This is a genomic window from Myxococcota bacterium (assembly GCA_041389495.1).
GTDB lineage: Bacteria > Myxococcota_A > UBA9160 > UBA9160 > UBA4427 > JAWKRT01.
The window spans coordinates 377,277-395,460 of the sequence record JAWKRT010000002.1 but is presented as its reverse complement, the minus strand read 5'-3'; the positions used below and the strand labels follow the sequence as shown (position 1 = coordinate 395,460).

Annotated in this window: 16 protein-coding genes; 8 read left to right on the top strand and 8 right to left on the bottom strand. The window is 75.2% G+C overall.

Annotated features, from left to right (window positions below):
- Window positions 1-79 precede the first annotated feature (79 nt).
- The 3 genes from R3E88_12485 to R3E88_12475 all read right to left on the bottom strand — a co-directional run bounded on the left by R3E88_12485 (window position 80) and on the right by R3E88_12475 (window position 2,899).
- Window positions 80-943 (bottom strand): class II glutamine amidotransferase, encoded by an 864-nt coding sequence (locus R3E88_12485; GenBank protein ID MEZ4217291.1) that lies wholly within the window; start codon window positions 941-943, stop codon window positions 80-82.
- Window positions 944-1,121: 178 nt separating this feature from the next.
- Window positions 1,122-1,913, bottom strand: coding sequence for a glucose 1-dehydrogenase (locus R3E88_12480; protein ID MEZ4217290.1), 792 nt, complete (start codon window positions 1,911-1,913; stop codon window positions 1,122-1,124).
- Window positions 1,910-2,899: a Rieske 2Fe-2S domain-containing protein gene (locus R3E88_12475; GenBank protein ID MEZ4217289.1), complete on the bottom strand. Its 990-nt coding sequence runs from the start codon at window positions 2,897-2,899 to the stop codon at window positions 1,910-1,912. The genes R3E88_12480 and R3E88_12475 overlap by 4 nt, the downstream gene beginning before the upstream one ends.
- 109 nt (window positions 2,900-3,008) lie before the next feature.
- Here R3E88_12475 and R3E88_12470 point away from each other — a divergent pair, with 109 nt between their 5' ends.
- From R3E88_12470 to R3E88_12450, 5 genes are read left to right on the top strand one after another with little or no spacing between them, the layout of a single operon-like run.
- Window positions 3,009-3,833 carry an SDR family oxidoreductase gene (locus tag R3E88_12470; protein ID MEZ4217288.1) on the top strand — a complete coding sequence of 275 codons (825 nt, stop codon included), beginning with the start codon at window positions 3,009-3,011 and terminating at the stop codon, window positions 3,831-3,833.
- A complete protein-coding gene (locus R3E88_12465; GenBank protein ID MEZ4217287.1) occupies window positions 3,830-4,246 on the top strand; it encodes a PPOX class F420-dependent oxidoreductase in 417 nt (138 codons plus the stop codon). Before R3E88_12470 ends, R3E88_12465 begins: the two co-directional genes overlap by 4 nt.
- A gap of 9 nt (window positions 4,247-4,255) precedes the next feature.
- Window positions 4,256-5,011, top strand: a complete 756-nt coding sequence (locus R3E88_12460) for an enoyl-CoA hydratase family protein (protein ID MEZ4217286.1) — start codon at window positions 4,256-4,258, stop codon at window positions 5,009-5,011.
- Window positions 5,012-5,047: 36 nt separating this feature from the next.
- Window positions 5,048-5,824 carry an SDR family NAD(P)-dependent oxidoreductase gene (locus R3E88_12455; GenBank protein MEZ4217285.1) on the top strand — a complete coding sequence of 259 codons (777 nt, stop codon included), beginning with the start codon at window positions 5,048-5,050 and terminating at the stop codon, window positions 5,822-5,824.
- Window positions 5,825-5,832: 8 nt separating this feature from the next.
- Entirely contained in the window at window positions 5,833-6,606 is a 774-nt protein-coding gene (locus tag R3E88_12450; GenBank protein MEZ4217284.1) for an SDR family NAD(P)-dependent oxidoreductase, read from the top strand.
- Window positions 6,607-6,712: 106 nt separating this feature from the next.
- On the opposite strand, the gene R3E88_12445 is transcribed toward R3E88_12450, so the two are convergent.
- Entirely contained in the window at window positions 6,713-7,480 is a 768-nt protein-coding gene (locus tag R3E88_12445) for an SDR family NAD(P)-dependent oxidoreductase (protein ID MEZ4217283.1), read from the bottom strand.
- 43 nt (window positions 7,481-7,523) lie between these two features.
- Window positions 7,524-9,911, bottom strand: a complete 2,388-nt coding sequence (locus tag R3E88_12440; GenBank protein ID MEZ4217282.1) for a hypothetical protein — start codon at window positions 9,909-9,911, stop codon at window positions 7,524-7,526.
- Between the two features lie 245 nt (window positions 9,912-10,156).
- On the opposite strand from R3E88_12440, the gene R3E88_12435 reads away from it, so the two are divergent.
- The 3 genes from R3E88_12435 to R3E88_12425 are packed head-to-tail and all read left to right on the top strand — an operon-like array spanning window position 10,157 to window position 13,769.
- The gene (locus R3E88_12435; GenBank protein MEZ4217281.1) at window positions 10,157-11,410 is read left to right on the top strand and encodes a glycosyltransferase family 4 protein; all 1,254 of its coding nucleotides are present in this window, start codon (window positions 10,157-10,159) and stop codon (window positions 11,408-11,410) included.
- Window positions 11,407-13,170 (top strand): hypothetical protein, encoded by a 1,764-nt coding sequence (locus R3E88_12430; protein ID MEZ4217280.1) that lies wholly within the window; start codon window positions 11,407-11,409, stop codon window positions 13,168-13,170. The genes R3E88_12435 and R3E88_12430 overlap by 4 nt, the downstream gene beginning before the upstream one ends.
- Window positions 13,086-13,769, top strand: coding sequence for a phosphotransferase (locus R3E88_12425; protein ID MEZ4217279.1), 684 nt, complete (start codon window positions 13,086-13,088; stop codon window positions 13,767-13,769). Before R3E88_12430 ends, R3E88_12425 begins: the two co-directional genes overlap by 85 nt.
- Here R3E88_12425 and R3E88_12420 read toward each other — a convergent pair.
- Genes R3E88_12420 through R3E88_12410 form a run of 3 tightly spaced genes read right to left on the bottom strand, consistent with a single transcriptional unit; the run spans window position 13,766 to window position 18,184 of the window.
- Entirely contained in the window at window positions 13,766-14,794 is a 1,029-nt protein-coding gene (locus R3E88_12420; GenBank protein MEZ4217278.1) for an SMP-30/gluconolactonase/LRE family protein, read from the bottom strand. The two genes, R3E88_12425 and R3E88_12420, sit on opposite strands and share 4 nt — an antisense overlap.
- Window positions 14,795-14,838: 44 nt before the next feature.
- Window positions 14,839-16,344, bottom strand: a complete 1,506-nt coding sequence (locus R3E88_12415; protein ID MEZ4217277.1) for an alginate export family protein — start codon at window positions 16,342-16,344, stop codon at window positions 14,839-14,841.
- Window positions 16,331-18,184 carry an ABC transporter ATP-binding protein gene (locus R3E88_12410; protein ID MEZ4217276.1) on the bottom strand — a complete coding sequence of 618 codons (1,854 nt, stop codon included), beginning with the start codon at window positions 18,182-18,184 and terminating at the stop codon, window positions 16,331-16,333. Before R3E88_12410 ends, R3E88_12415 begins: the two co-directional genes overlap by 14 nt.

Genomic DNA, 18,184 nt, shown 5'->3' with positions numbered 1-18,184 from the left:
AGCAGCTCGCCGCCGCGCTCCTCCGCGCGCGGCGTCGCCCTCCGCGCGCCGTTCGCGCGCCGTTCGCGCGCCGTCGGCGTCAGGCCGCGGTGCGGGCGCGCGCCTCGATCGGTCGCATCCGCGGCGGCTCGCCGGCGCGCAGCACGACGAGGTGGTTGGCCGGAACCTCCACCCAGCCCGCGTCCGACGTCAGGCGTTCGGAGCTCACGACGATCGACGCAGCCGCCGCAGCGGGCTCGTCCTCGGCGACGGGATAGAGCGGCCCCTCGAACAGGTAGAGCGATTCCGGCGCCTCGTCGGGGTCGTTCGTGAACCGCGAGACGACGGCGCTCGAGCCGTTCGCGAGCGCGCAGTTCAGGTAGGACGGCTCGCCGTCGCCGTGCGCGTCGACGAGCTCGAGCACGCGCTCGATGGCGCCCGTGAGCGCGCGCGCCATCGCCTCGGTCGCGTCGAGGCCGCGCGGGCCGCGCAGCAGCTCGTCGATCGCGAGCGCGAACACGTGCTCGGTGTCCGTGCTCCCGTACACGTTGTCGAACGCCTCGTTGCGCACGCTCTCGAGCAGGTGTCGGCGCACCTTCCGGAAGTTCCCGACGTCGCCGTTGTGCATGAATAGATAGCGGCCGTACCGGAACGGATGGCAGTTGGCCTCGTTCACGGCGCTCGACTGCGTCGCCGCGCGCACGTGCGCGAGGATGCAGCGGCTCGCGACGACGCGCGCGAGGTTGCGCAGGTTGCGGTTGTTCCACGCGGGTGTGATGGAGCGGAAGACGGCGGGCTCGGGCCCGAGCCGCGGCGCGTACCAGCCGACGCCGAAGCCGTCGCCGTTGAGCGGCTCGTCGCGCTCGCGCGAGTGCGAGCTCTGGCGGATGAGCGAGTGCTCGGGGTCGAGCAGCAGCGCGCTCATGCGGATGGGCGCACCGAGGTGGAGCGTGAAGCGGCACATGCGAGGCACTCCGGGCGGGCCGCGGGGGCGCGGCGACGGCCGCTCCGGGCGCGCACGGAACGCACGATCGGATCGCGCGCCCGCGCACTGCACACGGAAGTTCGCGCCGTGCGCGCGCCGCGGCACCGCGCTCCGGTCAAGACCCGAGTGCGCGGCCGCCGCGGGTGCGCGCGCCCCGCTAGAGCGGCGGCGCGGGCACGACGATCGACGGGCTCTCGGTGCCGCCGTCGATCTGGAAGACCTTGCCCGTCACCCACGCCGAGGCGGGCGACGCGAGGTAGAGCGCGGCCGCCGCGATGTCCTCGACCGTGCCCGGCCGGCCCATCGGCGTGTTGCGCTCGAACTGCTCGCGCAGGGCGTCGTTCGTGAGCACGATGTCGAGCGCCTGCGTCGCGATGCCGCCGGTGCCGATCGCGTTCACGCGCACCTTCGGCGCGAACTCGGCCGCGAGGTTGCGCGTCATCATGTTGAGCGCGGCCTTGCTCGCGGCGTAGGCGACCTGCGACGGCTGCACCATGTCGCCCGAGCGCGACGAGACGTTGACGATGGTGCCGCCGCCCGCCGTCTCGACCATCACCGGAACGACGAGCTTCGTCAGCACGAAGGCCTGCACCACGTTGAACCGGAAGGCCGACTCGAAGAACGCCTCGGACGTCTTGAGCGCGGGGCGCGGCGGCGTGCCGCCCGCGTTGTTCACGAGCACGTCGATGCGACCGAACTCGCCGCGCGCCGCCGCGACGAGCGCCTCGAGCTCTTCCGTCTTCGTGACGTCGGTGCGGACCGCGAGCGCGCGGCGCCCGCGCGCGCGCACGCCCTCGGCCGTCTCGTCGATGTCGGCCTGCGTGCGCGCCGCACAGACGACGTCGGCCCCCGCCTCCGCGAACGCGAGCGCGACGCCGCGGCCGATGCCCTTGCCCGCACCCGTCACGAGGGCGACGCGGTCCGTCAGCTTGAAGCGATCGAGGATCACGCGCCTGCCTCCGGGTAGAACTGGCGGCACCACCGCCGGAACTCGGGAATCGGACCGTCCCCGTCGCAGAGCGTCGGCGCGGAGCGGTAGATCTTGTGCTCCCAGATCGGGATGTCCTCGTTCATCTGCTTCACGATGTCGCGGATGATCGCCGCCGCGACGCCGCCCTGCGGATCGCGGCCGTCGACCTTCGGCTGCGTGAAGGCGTAGCGGACGTGGACGCTGCCCGCGTCGATCGGCGTCGTCGTCGCGAGCTCGAGCGTCTCGCAGATGCCGGTGAAGCGCGTCGTCGCGAAGCCCATGCCGACGGTCTGCGAGTCGATGGCGCCGTCGACGTCGCCGCGCGGGGTGCGGAGCTCGACCGGTTGATAGGCGCGGCGGAAGGCGCCCTCTTCCGTCACCTGCGTGTCGGGCACGTTGAGCGTGCCGTGCACGTAGCGGAAGTGCGCGCGGTCGACGCCGTTCTCGGCGAGCTCCTGGCCGTGCGCGCGCACCGTCCACTCGAAGCGCTGTGGCGTCGACCAGCCCGCGCTCGTCGCCTCGGGCACGTCGGGCACCTCGAACCACGGCGCGCGCCCGTCCAGCGCGTGCCACGCGAACACGAACCCGTTGCGCTCGACCGTCGGGTAGTGCGCGGCGCGCGCGTTCGGCGGGATGCGCTTCGCGTAGGGGATGGCGCGGCACGCGCCGTCCGTCGCGAACTCCCAGGCGTGGAACGGGCAGCGGAGGCTCTCGCCCTCGACGCGTCCGCCGACGGCGAGGTGCGCGCCGAGGTGCGGACAGTAGGCGTCGAGCACGCCGGGCGCGCCGCCCTCGGTGCGGAACACGACGAGCTCGCGTCCGAAGTAGTGGCGCGCGAGCACGCCGCCCGGCGCGAGCTCGTCGGACGTCGCCACCGCGAACCAGCCGCTCGGGATCGGAAGACCCGGGCCGGAAGCGGCAGAGGCGGTCGCGATCGCGCGCGACGGCGCTGCCGGGCTCTCCATCCTCTCTCGGTCCTCCCCTCGCGCGCGCGGGGTCGCCGCGAACGCGCGCGCATCCTCGCGAGAAGCGCGTAGAATCGTCAAGCTCGCCGTCACCGGAGCCCCTGCGACGATGTGCGAATCCGACGTCCACGCCGCGCGCGATGCGCGCGCGCGGCCCGCGCACGGGCTGCTGCGCGGGAAGCGCGTCGCGATCACCGCCGCGGCCGGAACGGGCATCGGCGCCGCCACCGCGCAGCGCCTGCTCGACGAGGGCGCGAGCGTCGCGCTCTCCGACCGGCACGAGGGCCGGCTGCGCGAGACGGCGGCGCGGCTGCGCGACGCGCTCGCGCGCGACGGCGACGCGCGGGCCGACCGGCGCGTCGCGGCGTTCCCGTGCGACGTCGCGAGCTCCGCAGACGTCGAGCGCTTCGTCGACGAGGCCAGCGCCGCGCTCGGCGGCCTCGACGTCTTCGTCGCGAACGCGGGGCTCGGGTTCGCGGGCGCGCTCGCGACGACGCGCGACGAGGACTGGCAGCGCGTGCTCGACGTCTCGCTCGGCGGCGCGTTCCGCTGCGTGCGCGCGGCGCTCCGCGCGCTCGGCTCGGCCGGCGGCGGCGCGATCGTCACCGTCTCGAGCGTCACGGCCCGCCGCGCCGAGCGCGGGCAGACGGCCTACGCCGCGGCGAAGGCGGGCGTCCTCGCGCTCACGCGCTGCGCGGCCGTCGAAGGCGCCGAGGTCGGCGTGCGCGTCAACGCCGTCGTCCCCACCGTCGCCCTGCACGAGCAGCTCCTGCGCGTCGCCGACGCGCGCCACCTCGACGCGATGATCGCGCTCCAGCCGCAGGGGCGCGCCGCGCGCGTCGACGAGATCGCCGACGCCGTCGTCTTCCTCGCGAGCGATCTCTCCTCCTACATGACCGGCGAAGCGCTCTCCGTGAGCGGGCAGCACGCGTGAGGCTCGGCGACGACGCGAAGCGGCTGCTCGACGCCGCGAACTTCGCGCACCTCGCGACGCTCGAGGCCGACGGTGCGCCGAAGGTCGAGCCGGTGTGGGTGGCGCGCGAGGGCGACCTCGTGCTCGTGACGACCGACGGCGCCTCGCGCAAGGCGCGCAACCTCGAGCGCGACCCGCGCGTCGCGCTCTCGATCGTGTCCCGCGCGAACCCGTACGAGCAGCTGCTCGTGCGCGGGCGCGTCGTCGAGGTGCGCGACGACCCCGATCTCGCGCTGCTCGACGCGCTCTCGCAGCGCTACACGGGCGCGCCCTTCCCGCGGCGGCGCTGGCGAAGCCGCGTCGTGTTCGCGATCGCCCCGCACGTCGCGCGCTACTACCTGTCCCCGCTCGCCGACACTCCCGCGAGCGACTGAGGAGGCACCATGCCCATCACCACGACCGTGCGCGACGGCATCGCCGAGGTCGTCATGCACCACCCGCCCGTGAACGCGCTCACCGTGGCCGACACCTGGGCGATCCGCGACGCGTTCGTCGAGCTCTCGCGCGACCCCGCGCTGCGGGCCGTCGTCCTCACGGCCGAGGGGCGCGGCTTCAACGCGGGCATCGACATCAAGGAGATGCAGAGCGTCGAGGGCTTCGATCACATCCTCGGCTCGAGCGAGGCGTGCTATGCGACGTTCCACGCCATCTACGAGACACCCGTCCCCGTGATCGCCGCCGTGAACGACTTCTGCATGGGCCTCGGGATCGGGCTCGTCGGGAGCGCCGACATCATCGTCGCATCGACGAAGGCGCGCTTCGGACTGCCCGAGGTCGACAACGGCGCGCTCGGCTGCGCGTCGCACCTCGCGCGCCTCGTCCCGCCGCTCAAGCTGCGGCAGATGACGTTCACGTGCGAGCCCGTGACCGCGCAGCAGCTCTTCGAGTACGGGACCGTCTACCGGGTCGTCGAGCCCGAAGCGCTGCGCGACGCGGCGCGCGAGGTCGCGGAGCGCATCGCGGCGAAGCCGCCGGCCGCCGTGCGTTTCGCGAAGGCCGCGCTCAACCACATCGACCCGAGCGATCTCCACACGAACTACCGGCTCGAGCAGGGCTACACGTACCAGCTCAACCTCATGGGCGTGGGCGACCGGCAGCGCGACGCGTTCGTGCGCAAGGAGCGCGTCGTCACCCGCTAGGCGGGCGCGCGGCGCACGGGGACGGGACGGACGACGATGACGACGGGCACGGGGAGACTCGCGGGCAAGGCCGTGCTCGTGACGGGCGCGGCGCGCGGCATCGGCCGCGCGATGGCGCGCCGCTTCGCGGCCGAGGGCGCGCACGTCGGCGTCGCCGACCGCCGCGACGACGACGCGCGCGAGGTCGCGGCCGCGATCCGCGAGGCGGGCGGGCGGGCGGGCGCGCTCGCCCTCGACGTCGCGAGCGAGGCGAGCTGGGAAGCCGCCGTCGACGCCTTCGTCGGCGAGGCCGGCGGCGTCGACGCGCTCGTCAACAACGCGGGCGTGCTGCGCGTGAAGGCGCTCGTCGAGACCACGCTCGACGAGCTCCGCCTCCTCCTCGACACCAACCTCGTCGGCGCCTTCCTCGGCACGCGCGCCGTCGTGCCCGCGATGCAGGCGCGCGGCGGCGGCTCGATCGTCAACTTCTCGTCGGTGCAGGGTCTCGAGGGACGCGAGGGCATGGCGGCCTACGCGGCCTCGAAGTTCGGCGTGCGCGGGCTCTCGAAGACGGCCGCCCTCGAGCTCGGCCCGCTCGGCATCCGCGTGAACACGCTCTTCCCCGGTCCGACGCGCACGAAGATGACCGAGCGCCGGGGTTGGACCGACGACGACTACCGGCGCGCCTACGCCGGCGTCCCGCTCGGACGCATGGCGGACGCGGACGAGATCGCGAGCCTCGCGCTCTTCCTCGTCTCGGACGAGGCGTCCTACTGCACGGGCGGCGAGTTCGTCGCCGACGGCGGCGTCACCGCCGGCAAGCCGCGAGGCTAGGCGGCGCCGTGGACGCCCCGTTCTCGCTCTTCGATCTCACCGGGCGCGTCGCCCTCGTCACGGGCGCGAGCCGCGGCATCGGGCGCGCGATCGCGGAGGGCTTCGCGCGCGCGGGCGCCGCGGTCGTCGTCGCCGCGCGCGACGGGGCCCGCCTCGACGAGGTCGCGCGCGGGATCGCATCGGCCGGCGGCCGCGCCGAGCCCGTCGCCTTCGACCTCGCCGACCCGGCGACGCACGAGAGCGCGGTGCGCACGGCGCTCGACGCCTTCGGCCGGCTCGACGTGCTCGTCAACAACGCCGGCCTCCTGCGCCCGCACCGCATCGAGCGCATCTCGCCCGACGAGCTCGACCTCCTCCACCGCACCAACACGGCGGGCCCGCTCCTGCTGGCGCGCGCGGCCCTCCCGCACCTCGCCGCGAGCGGGCGCGGCGTCGTCGTCAACGTCACCGCCGTCGCCGGCCACGCGCCGATGGAGGGCCTCGGCGCCTACGCGGCGTCGAAGGCCGCGCTGCTGAGCCTCACGCGCACGATGGCGAAGGAGTGGACGCCGCGCGGCGTGCGCGTCAACGCGCTCACGCCGGGCTCCGTCGCAACGGACATGATCCTGCCGCGCGACGCCGACGAGCGCGCGCGCTTCCGCGCCGAGATGGGCGCGCGCAACCTGTTCGGCCGCGTCGCGGAGCCCGACGAGATGGTCGGCCCCGCCCTCTTCCTCGCCTCCGACGCGTCGTCCTACATGACCGGCCAGGTCCTCGTCGTCGACGGCGGGCTGCTCGCCTAGCCACACTCGATCGCTCGCGGGCGAGGGCCGTGGAGAGAGCCCGGGCGCGGGGCCGTGCCGACCGGCGCCGCGCGTGCGGCGCAGTGCGTTGCGGTGCTCGGGGAGGCTAGGCGGCCTGGCCGCCGTCGATGGCGACCGCGGAGCCCGTCATGAAGCGCGCTTCGTCGGAGGCGAGATAGGCGGCGAGGGCGGCGATCTCGTCGGGCTGCGCGATCGTCGGCATGCGCGGCGCGATGTGCGCCGAGAGCGAGGCGTCGAGCTCGGCGTCGCGCCGGTAGCCCATCGTCATCGGCGTCGCGACGCCGCCCGGGCAGATGCAGTTGACGCGCGGCCCCGACTTCGCGCACTCGACGGCGAGCGACTTCGTCAGCATCAGCACGCCGCCCTTCGAAGCGCAGTAGGCGGCCGCGTACGGGACGGCCTGCACGCCGGCGATCGACGCGAGGTTCACGATCGCTCCGCGCGCGTGGGCGAGGTGCGGGAGCGCGGCGCGGCACATGTAGAAGGTGCCCGTGAGGTTCACGTCGAGGACGCGCTGCCACTCGTCGTCCGTGCACTTCGCGGATGGCCGCTGCAGCAGCACGCCCGCGACGTTGCAGAGGACGTCGAGCCCGCCGAATGCGTCGACGGCGGCGGCGACGACCGCGTCGCACTCGCTCGAGCGGCGCACGTCGCAGCGCGCGGCGAGCGCGCGGCCGCCGGCCGCCTCGATCGCCGCGACCGTCTCGCGGCAGCCCTCGTCGTTGACGTCGACGCCGTAGACCGCGGCGCCCTCGGCGGCGAGCCGCTGCGCGGTCGCCCGTCCGATGCCCGAGCCCGCACCCGTGACGAGCGCGCGCCTTCCTTCCAGCCTTCGCATTCCGTGGGTGTCCATCGCGCGCGCACTCTACACCGGCCGGCGGCGCGCGCCGCGCGCATCAGGCGGCGCGGCGCAGTCTGCGCAGGCCGGCGGCGCCGAGCAGCGCGGCGCCGACGGCGGCGTGCCACGGAGGAACGGCCGGCACGCTCGCACCCTCGACGTTCAGCGAGAACGCCTCCATCACGTTCACCGCCCCGCTCCCCGTGCCCGCGTCGACGACCATGAGCCGGCGGATCGTGCGAGCGCCGAGCACCGTGTCGAGCAGGTCGAGGTCGAGGTAGACGACGACCGTCCGCGCGCCGCCGGGCGCCACCTCGAGCGTGTCGATGTCGGTTCCCTCGAAGCCTCCGGTGAAGCTCAGGAAGACGAACTGCCCGGGGACGACGAGCGCGCCCGGCCGCACCGCGCCCACCTCGACGACGAGGCCGAAGTCGTCGGTCGCACCCGTCTCGAGCGTGCCGGCCTGCTGGACGTTCGTGTCGACGATCGCGACCTCGAAGCCGCGGTCGCTCGTCGCGTCGGTGAGCCCGCTCGTCGGGTCGCCCACGCCGCCGAGCGCGTCGACGAAGTGCACGCGCTCGCTCGGCCGGAAGACGCCGCCCGAGGTCGCCGTCTCGGGCAGCGCGAGGTCGATCGCGCGCACGGCGCTGAAGGTCGCATCGAAGTTGTCGGTGTAGCTGTCCGCGCCCGACAGCCACTCCGCCGACGTGAGCACCGTCGCGACGAGCGACTCGAGGCCGGCCGGCGACGGCACGTCGATGTACGCCGCCGGCAGGTCGGGCATGTCCTTCTCCATCGCGTCGACGAGCACCGGGTCGCCGAGGTTCGTCGCGGGGTCGACGAGCGTCGCACCATTGCCGCGCGTGTCGGCGACGAGCGACCCGAGGTGCTGCGCGACGAACGCGCCGAGGCTCGTCGTCGCGAACTCGTTGGTGCCGACGGCGGGCGGCGGCAGCGGCTGCAGCGCGGCGAAGGTGGTCGCCTGGAAGGGCAGCCCGTTCGCCGCCTTGCCGTTGACCGGCGAGAGCACCTGGAAGGTCGCCGTCACCGCCTGCACCGGGTTCGCGACGGGCGGGTCGGCCGGCGAGGCCTTCGAAGCCGCCACGGTGACGGTCGACGTCGCGAGCGCGCCGTCGAGCGCACCGATCGGCACCGTCGCCTCGACCTGCGGGAAGACGCGCTCCTGCGCGCCGATCGACGCTGCGACCGCGCCGGCTGCGAGCGCCACGGTGCCCGGCGCGCTCGACGCACCCGGCGTCGCCGCGACGTCCATGCCGAAGTCGCCACCGAGGTTCGCGGCGCGCAGACCCGGCCTTCCCGTCGTGCCCGCGAGCACCGGGAACACCTGCACGCTCGCGTCCGCGACCGAGAGCTGCGCGGGCGTCGCGAACGCGGGAGCGACGCCCGGCGTCGGGAAGAACGGCCCGGCCGACGCGATCGTGCGATAGGCGCCGAGCGCGTCCGCGACCGGATCGTCGTTCGCCGCGCTCGCGTCCTCCGTCGTCTTCACGACGTCCACGAGCAGCCGCGCATAGCCCTGCTCCGTCTCGAGCAGCTGGGGCACGAGGCGGCTGAACGCGCCGCCGAGCGGCAGCACGGTCTCGAGGTCGATGTCGTCGCCCGTCGGCGTCGCGTAGGGCTGCTCGAGCGGGTCGAACTTGCGGTGGTCGTTCGCGGCGACGGCGTCGAGCAGCGCGGCCGTGCCGAGCACGGCGCCCGACGGCAGGTTCGGGTCCGCGTTCGCGAGCGGCGGGACGTGCGCCGCGTCGGCTTCGTCGAAGAGCTGTGCGTAGGCGGGCGAGTCGCGGTTCACGAGCAGCGTCGCGCTCGATCCGTTCTCGAAGAGGCCGCCCGTGCGCTCGCTCGCGTCGATCGCCGAGATCGCGAGCGGGGTCGGGAAGTTCGTCGTGCCGGCGAACTCGTTGCCGTTGAGCGCGACGAACGTGTAGCCGGGTGTCGACGTGACGCCGCCGTTCACGAGCGCGACGCGCGTCGCGGGCGTGCCGGCGAGGGCGGTGGGCGGGTCCCCGACATAGTCGACCCAGCCGACGACGACGATGCCCGACGCCGGGCGCGCGAGGCCGGTGAGGCCGTTCGAGGGGTCGAGGTCGAAGGTCGGGAGATCGATCCGGTAGTTGACGAGCCCGACTCCCGTCGACGAGGCGTCGCCCTCGACGTCGTAGATCGTCAGATCGAGCGAGTCCTTGTCGAGCGAGGCGTGCAGCTCGGCCGCCGTCGGCAGGTAGATCTCGAGGTACTCCTGGTGGAGGTTCGCGAGGTCGCGGCCGACCGGGCCGTCGTTCGCGCCGGGCGGATCGACGTAGATCTCGGTGATGACGGGCCGATCGGGTGCCGCCGCCGCCGCACCGGCGAGGGCCGACGCGAGTGCGACGACGAGCGCGCGCGCGGCGCGCGCGTGTGTCCGGAGCCAGCAGCCTGCGAGCATGACGACGCCTCCCCGGGCCGGCGCTCGCTGCGCGCCGCCCTCCGTGCGCACCCGGAGAGCAAGTCGCGTGCCCGGACTCTCCCGCCCCCGCGCGGCCCGCACGCGAGGGCGCGGTCGCGGAATGGGGGATACGGCACGCCGGCGGGTGAGATCGCGCAGCGCGCGCCGCGCCCCTCCCCTTCGCGCGCGCAGCGCGCGCCCCGACGCGCGCGCGGGCCGGCACCGAACTTGCGATCCCGTGCGGTATGCGGATCGCCTACGTCACGACCGACCCCGGTGTTCCGGCGTTCGGCACCAAGGGCGCGTCGAGCCACGTGCAGGCGATGCTCCGCGCGTTCGGCCGGCTCGGTCACGAGGTCGTCCTGTTCGCGCGTCCGGGCGGCAGCGCGCCGCTCGACCTGCGCTTCGTCGAGCGCGTCGACCTCCCGCGACTGCCGGGAGGACGACTCGTGGCGGCCGAGCTCGAGCGGTGGCGGCTGCGCGACAACGAGGCGGTCGCCGCGACGCTCGCGCGCGCGGGCACCCTCCACGCGGTCTACGAGCGGCACGCCCTGTTCGCCTTCGCGGCGATGGAGCACGCGCGCGCGGCGGGCATCCCCGGTCTGCTCGAGGTGAACGCTCCCCTCGTCGAGGAGCAGGCGCGCCACCGCACGCTCGTCGACCGCGGCGCGGCCGAGCGCGCCGCGGCCCGCGCCTTCGACGCCGCGAGCGCGCTGCTCGCGGTCTCCCGGCCGCTCGCCGACTGGCTCGCGCCCCGCACGGCGGACCCGGCGCGCATCCACGTGCTCGCGAACGGCGTCGACCTCGAGCGGTTCCGCACCGGCGCCCGGCGCGCGATCGCGCGCGCGGCGGCCGACGCCCGCGCGAACGACGGCGCGGCGACGCAGCCGTTCACGATCGGCTTCGTCGGCTCGCTGCGCCCGTGGCACGGCCTCGAGCCGCTCGCCGACGCGTTCGCGCGCGTGCGCGACGTCGCGCCGCGCGCGCGGCTGTGCATCGTGGGCGACGGCCCGGGTCGCGCCGCGCTCGAGCAGCGCCTCGCCGCATGCGGCCACGCGAAGGCCGCCTACTTCGTCGGCGCCGTCCCGCCCGAGGACGTGCCCCGCTGGCTCGCGAGCTTCGACGCGGCGGTCGCGCCGTATCCGCAGCTCGACGACTTCTACTTCTCGCCGCTCAAGCTCTACGAGTACATGGCGGCGGGCCTCCCCGTCGTCGCGAGCGCGATCGGGCAGATCCGCGAGGTGATCGACGACGGCGTGGACGGGCTCCTCGTCCCGCCCGGCGACGTCGAGGCCACGGCCCGCGCGCTGCTCCGACTCGAACGCGACGCGGCGCTCGGCGCGCGGCTCGGTGCGCACGCGCGCGCGAAGGTCGCCGACTGCGACTGGGTCGACGTCGCGCGCCGCGCGCTCGCGCTCGCCGACGCGCCGGCCGACGCCGCGCGCTCCGTCGGCCGCGCGAGCACCGCGGCGTCGGCGACCGCGCGGAGCACCGCGTGAGCGGCGGGCGACTGGAACGAGCGGCACTCGCGCGTCTCGCCGACGCGGACGCGGCGATTCCCGACCTCGCGCTCGCGATCGACGAGCACGCTCTCGCGCGCGCCCTCTCCCGCGCGCGGCCCGACCTCGACGTCCGGCGCATCGAGCGCCGCTACACGCGCTACAAGCCCGCGACGAGCTGCCTCAGCCTGTTCGAGATCGAGCTCGGCGACGGCGGCGCGACGACGCACTCGGTGAAGGCGTACGGCGACGCCGTCGCGGACAAGGCCGAGCGCGTGGCGGTCGACGGAGCGAGCGTCTTCGCGGTCGGCGAGCGCGCGATCGTCTCGCGCTTCCCGCACGACGCGAAGCTCCCGTCGCTCGCGGCACTGCTCGATCCCGCCGCGCGCGGCGGCGTGCTCGCGAGCGCGCTCGGCGACGGCGACCGCTGGGGCGCGACGACGCTCGCGCCGCTCGCCTACAAGCCCGAGCGCCGCTTCGTCGCGCGCGTCGAGAACGCGAACGGCGAGCGCGTCGCCCTGAAGCTGCACGCCTCGCAGCGCCACCGCGACGCGTCGCGCAAGCTCATCAGCCTCGCGTCGCGCGACGGGCTCCGCCTCCCGGAGCGCCTCGTCTCGTCGCACGGCGACGGGCTCGTCGCGACGACCTGGCTCGAGGGCGAGCTCGCGAGCGACGCGATCGCGCGCGCGTCGTTCGACCCGCGCGCGCTCGGGCGCGTCGGGCGCGCGCTCGCCGTCCTGCAGCGCCAGGATCCGAAGCACGTTCCCGTCGTGCGGCCGCGCGAGCGCGCGGCCGCGCTGCTCGCGATGCCGGACGCGCTCGCGGCGCTCGACGGGCCGCTCGCCGAGCGCGCGCGGCGGCTCGCGGAGCGGCTCGCCGCGCGCATCGCGTCCACGCCCGCCGATGCGGTTCCGGTCCACGGCGACTTCTACGCGAAGCAGGTCCTGCTCGGCGACGACGACGTCTCCTTCCTCGACCTCGACGCCGCCGCGCGCGGCGGCGAGGCGCAGGACGCGGGCTGCTTCGCCGCGCACCTCGATCGCGACGTCGTGCGCGGGCGCCTCCCGCTCCCGCGCGCCGAGGCCGCGCGCGCGGCGCTGCTCGAAGGGCTCTCGCTCGAGCTCGGCCGCGGCGTCGACGCGCGGCTCGAGCACGCGGTCGCCCTGTTCTCGCTGCTCGCCGACCCGTTCCGCCGCAACGAGGAGGAGTGGCTCGAGCAGACGCGCGAGCTCCTCGAGTTCGCGCGCGAGATCGAGGCGCGGCTGCCGACCGTCGCCGCGGCGGCGAGCGGTGCGCGGCGCGCGCTCCGCCGCCGGGCGGCGGCGCCGGCGCCGGCGGCGCCGGCGGCGCGGCGGCGAGCGCGGGCGCCGGCCTCCTCGATCCCGCGATGCCCGCGCTCGATGCCGCGCTCGACCCCAAGGTCGCCGCGGCCGCGATCGAGACCACGGCCTTCCCGCACGGCGACGTCGAGGTCGAGCGCGCGACACTCGTGCGCCACAAGCCCGGTCGGCGCGCGCTCGTCGACTACCTCCTCGCGCTGCGCGACCCGACCACCGGCGAGACGCTGCAGCTGCGCGCGCTCGGCAAGCTGCGCCACAAGCGCACCGACTTCGCCGCGCACCGCCTCGCAGGCGAGCTCGCGCGCCGCGGCTTCGACGGGCGCGACGGCGTCCGCGTGCCGCGCTCGCTCGGCGTCGTTCCCGACCTCGCGATGTGGCTGCAGACGTTCGAGGACGGCGCGCGTGCCGACGCGCTCCTGACCGGCGGCGGCGGCATCCCCCTCGCCGGCGACATCGCCTCGGCGCTCGCGCGGCTGCACGCCGCCGCCGTCCCGGCCGCGCGCCGGCACGACCTCGCGCGCGAGATCGCCATCCTGCGCGAGCAGCTCTCGGATGCGCGCCGCGCCGCGCCCGCGCTCGCGCGCCGCATCGACGGCGTCGAGCGCGGCTGCGTGCGGCTCGCCGAGCGCATCGCGCCGGCGCGCGCGACGGGCATCCACCGCGACCTCCACCCCGAGCAGGTGCTCGTTCGCCGCGACGGGGGCATCGTGCTCCTCGACCTCGACCTGTTCGCGTGGGGCGACCCGCTGATCGACGTCGCGAACTTCGCGGCGCACCTCGTCGAGCTCGGCGTGCGCGAGCACGGCGACGCGGCGGCGCTCGACGACGCGCGCGCCGTCTTCGAGGAGACCTGGCTGCGCCTCCAGGCGCACGCGCTGCGCCGCGACCTCGAGCGCCATCGCGCGCTCGCGATCGCGCGGCACGTCGCGATCAGCCAGCGCATCCCGGCGCGACGCGCCACGACCGAGGCCGTGCTCGCCGCGGCCGAGGGCGCGCTCGCCGCGGAGCGCGTGCTCTAGGCGCTTCGCCTCGCGCGGGCGAGCGCGGCGAGGGCCGCGAGCGCGGCGACCGCCGCGGCGGACGAGCCCGGCTCGGGCACGACGATCGCGATGCCGTCGACGTCCTCGAGGAAGATGCCGAGGCTGAGTGGCGTCTCGAGGCCCGTCGTGCCGTCGATCCGGCTGACGCCGCCCGTGTCGGCGAGCGAGTTCTCGACGCCGACGAAGATCGCACCGGTCGCGTCGATCGCGACGCCGTCGAACTCGTTGTTGAGCGTCGCCGAGGCGAGCAGGGTCTGGTTCGCGAGCACGGGCCCGAGCGGGTCGACGCGCACGACGCGCGACGGGATCACCGGCACGCACGCGCTGCACCCGCGATCGGCGACGAGCACGTGGCCGTCCTGCTCGAGCGCGATGCCGCTCACGTTGATCAGCAGCTGCGCCTCGCTCACGACCGTCTGCGCGCCCGTCGCCGGATCGACGTCGAAGAGCGCGGGCGGGACGATCGGGTTGCACGTCGGGCAGCCGTCGTCGGAGACGTAGAGCCGCCCGCCCGGACGCACCGCGATGTGCTCGGGGTTGACGAAGGCCGCGCCGGACGAGACGGGCGTCTGCACCGAGGTCACCGGATCGACGCGCACGATCGCGGGCGGCGCGCCCGCGCCGCACGACGGACACGCCGTGCTGCTCACGATCACGGTGCCGTCGCGGTCGAGCGCGATGCCGTCCGAGTTCTCGAGGTCGCCGCCCTGCGACACGGGCCCGCATCCCGCATCGGTCAGGCTCACGAGCTCGCCGTCGAGCAGGACGATCGACGGAACGTTGACGAAGAGCACCTCGTCGGTCGTCGCGACGACGCCCTGTGGACGCCGGAAGGCGTAGGCGCACGGGAGCAGCGTCTGCAGCCCGCTCGCCGGGTCGATGCGCACGATGTTCCCCGTCTCGTTGTCGGTCACGACGATGTCGCCCTCCTGGAGCGGCAGGGCCGCGGCCGAGAGTGCGGGGGCGACGATCCACGGCAGCAGTCGGAGCAGGAGCGAACGCATCGGGGCCTCCGTCGGCGTCGCGCGCGGCGCGCGCGCCGCGCGCGTCAGAAGTTGAACTGCACCTCGAGGTATCCGAGGTATGCGAGGTCGCCGGCCGCCGGGCCGAACGCGTCGCCGGCGCGGAACACGCCGCCGATCAGCTCGACCTGCACCTGGTCCCACTCCTCGACGCCGAGCACGACGTCCCACTCGTGGCCGATCGAGCGGTCGCGGCCCGTCGGCGCGCGGCGCAGGCTCGACCCGAACAGGAACGGCGCGGGCTCGACCTGCTCGTAGGCGTGATAGACGAGCTCGACCGAGCTCTGGCGCAGGAAGCGCGCGCCGAGCGAGACGGTCGCGATGTGGAGGTTCGAGAGGTTGGGCTCGACCAGCTCGCCGTAGTACCGGAAGCGGTCGACGCCGCGGAAGCGGCCGTTGTTGTCGGGGAGCTCGCTCTGGCGGAAGGATCGATCGGCCTCGCGGCGCGACGAGCTCTCTCCCGATCCGAACGCGTAGCCGGCCGTGAACGCGAGCTCGCCGGGGAGGTCGGTCGACAGCGTGAGCGCGACGTCCGTCGCCCAGCCGTTCACCGCGTGGCGGTTCACCGTGTCGACGAAGCGCAGTCCGAAGAACGGGTCCGTGTCGTAGTCGACGACGTTCTCGTGGCCGCGCACGAACGCGACCACGCTGCGGTAGTAGACGCGACCGACGGGCGTCTTGACCCGCCCGTTGGCGCCGACGCCGTACCACGTGAGGCTCGCGTCGACCGGGTCCTCGAGGTCGCGCGACACGATCGTGAACGGCCGCTCGGTCGGCGAGTGATCGCGCTGATGGTGGACGAAGCCTTCGACGTACTGGCGGTCGAACCACTGCCAGGTCGCCTGCGACAGCACGCGGAAGACGTCCCTGCGCCTCGGGTCGACGTCGTCGCGCTCGTCGCCCAGGCGCACCAGCTCCTCCGCGACGGCCGTCTCGAGGTGCACGTCGCCCCGATCGAAGTGCAGGCGGACGGCGTCGAGGTCCTCGTCCCACCACCACTCGCTCGACTCGTTCATCCGCTGGCGGCCGACCTGCAGGCTGAACGGCGAGCCGAAGACGTCGGAGAGGTAGATCCACGACTCGCCGCGCTCGACGGAGAACCGGTCGTCGCGGAGGCCGGCCTCGGTCCACGGAACGGTGCGGTAGAAGAACTTGCCCTCGAGATAGAGGAACAGGTCGTCGGTCGCCGCGTAGAAGAGCTCGACCTCGAGCCGCTGGTCGATCGAGAGCTCGTCGTCGTCGGGGCGCGAGCCGAGACGCGTGTCCGCGTCGAAGCGCGACGCGAGCTCCCACTGTCCGCCGATCGTGAGCGGGCGGCCGAGGATCGGCACGCGCAGCTGGTCGGGCGGGCGGTCCTCGTCCGGGCGTTTCACGATGCGGCGCCGCGTCTCCTCCTGCGCGCCGAGCGGCGAGTAGGCGAGCGGGTCGACGACGTCGTCGCCCACCGCGAGCGCGGCGCGCGGCGCCGCCTCCAGGAGCGTCAGCGCGGCGAGCGCGACGAGCGCGAGCGTCGCGCGCCTAGCCGCGCACATGCGAACCGTCCTCGCGCGCGCGAGCGAGCGCCGCGGCCGGCGGCGCCGGGACCGACGGCGACGCGGGAGCGACGCGCGCCTCTCCGGCCGCCGCGGCGAACGCGAGCTCGCGCCCGCCGAGCTCGGGCGGCCGCCCGTGCGCGAGGCGCAGCACGCGATCGCACGTCGCCGCGAGCGCGGGGTCGTGCGTGACGAGCAGCGTGGTCACGCCGTCGGCGAGGCGCTCGATCGCCGCCGCGACGACGCGCGCGCTCGGCGCGTCGAGCGCGGCCGTCGGCTCGTCGAGGAGCAGTACGGCCGGCCGTCGCATCGCCGCGCGGCACAGCGCGACGAGCTGGCGCTGCCCCGCCGACAGCGTCTCGCCGCGCTCGCCGACCTCGGTGTCGAGCCCGTCCGCGAGCCCGTCGACGAACGCGCGCGCGCCCGCGCGCTCGACCGCGGCCTCGACGTCCTCGCGCGTCGCGTGCTCGAGCCCGATCGCGACGTTCGCCTCGAGCGTGCCCGCGAAGAGCACGGGCTGCTGCGGCACGAACGCGATGCGCGCGCGCAGCGCGTCGAGTGCGTAGGCGCGCAGGTCGAGCCCGTCGAGTCGCACGCTCCCCCGGCGCGGCTCGGCGAGGCGCGGCAGGAGCCCGAGCAGCGTCGTCTTGCCGACGCCCGTCGGGCCGACGATGGCGAGGTGCTCGCCCGGCTCGAGGCGGAGCGACAGCGCCTGCACGAGGAGCGGCCCGTCCTCGTGCCCGGTCGCGACGCCGTCGAGCTCGAGCCGACCGCGCACGCCGGCCGCGTCCGCAGCGCCGCTCGCGATCGACTCCGCGCCGGGCTCGTCGAGCACGTCGAGCACGCGGTCGGCCGCGGCGGCCGCGCGCGCGAGCCGCGCCGAGTGCTTCGCGAAGTCCTTCGCGGGGCGGAGCGCGCGGCGCAGGTAGCTGATCGCGACGTAGAGATCGCCGGGCGTGAGCACGCCGCCGATCACGAGCTGCGCGCCGTGCGCGGCCACCGCCGCGACGCCGGTCGCGGCGACGACGTCGACGCTCCGCTCGAGGCGCGCGGCGAGCCGCTTCCCGCGGACGCCCTCGCGGAAGCCCTTCTCGTTGGCGCGACCGAACGCCGAGCGGAAGACCCCCTCGAGCGCGAGCCCCTGGACGGATTCGACGGCGCCGAGCGACTCCGCGGCGGCGCTCGCCATCGCCCCCTCGCGCGTGCGCAGCCGCTTCGACGTCGCGTGGATGTCGCCGCCGATGCGCACGGTGAGGAGCGCCAGCAGCGGCGTGACCGCGATCGCGAGCAGCCCGAGGCGAGGCTCCATCCACGTGAGCACCGCGAGCATGGAGACGAACACGAAGCCGCTCACGCAGAGTGGCAGCAGGGCCGTGACGACGGCCTCCTTCAGCATGCCGACGTCGCCGATCACGCGGACGAGCAGGTCGCCGCGCCGCGCGCGCCGGTGATAGGCGAGCGCGAGGCCCTGCAGGTGCGCGAAGAGCTCCGCGCGCAGGTCGGTGAGCACGCGGTTGCCGACGACCGCGAACCCCACCGACTGGTGGTAGCCCGCCATCGCGCGCAGACCGGCGACGGCGGGAATCGCGAGCGCCAGCACCACCACCGCGCGGCCCGGATCCCAGGAGGCGAGCCACGGGAGCGACTGCCGCCACCGCTCGTCGCCGCTCACCGCGTCGAGCACGAACTTCACGGGCCACGGCTCGACGAGCCGCAGGCCGACCTCGATCGCCATCGCGACCCCGGCGGCGGCGATGCCCGCGCGCTCGCGCCGGAGGCGCGGTGCGAGGCGCGCGAAGAGGCGCGCCCCGCTGCGGAACATCTCGGCCCGCGACGCCAT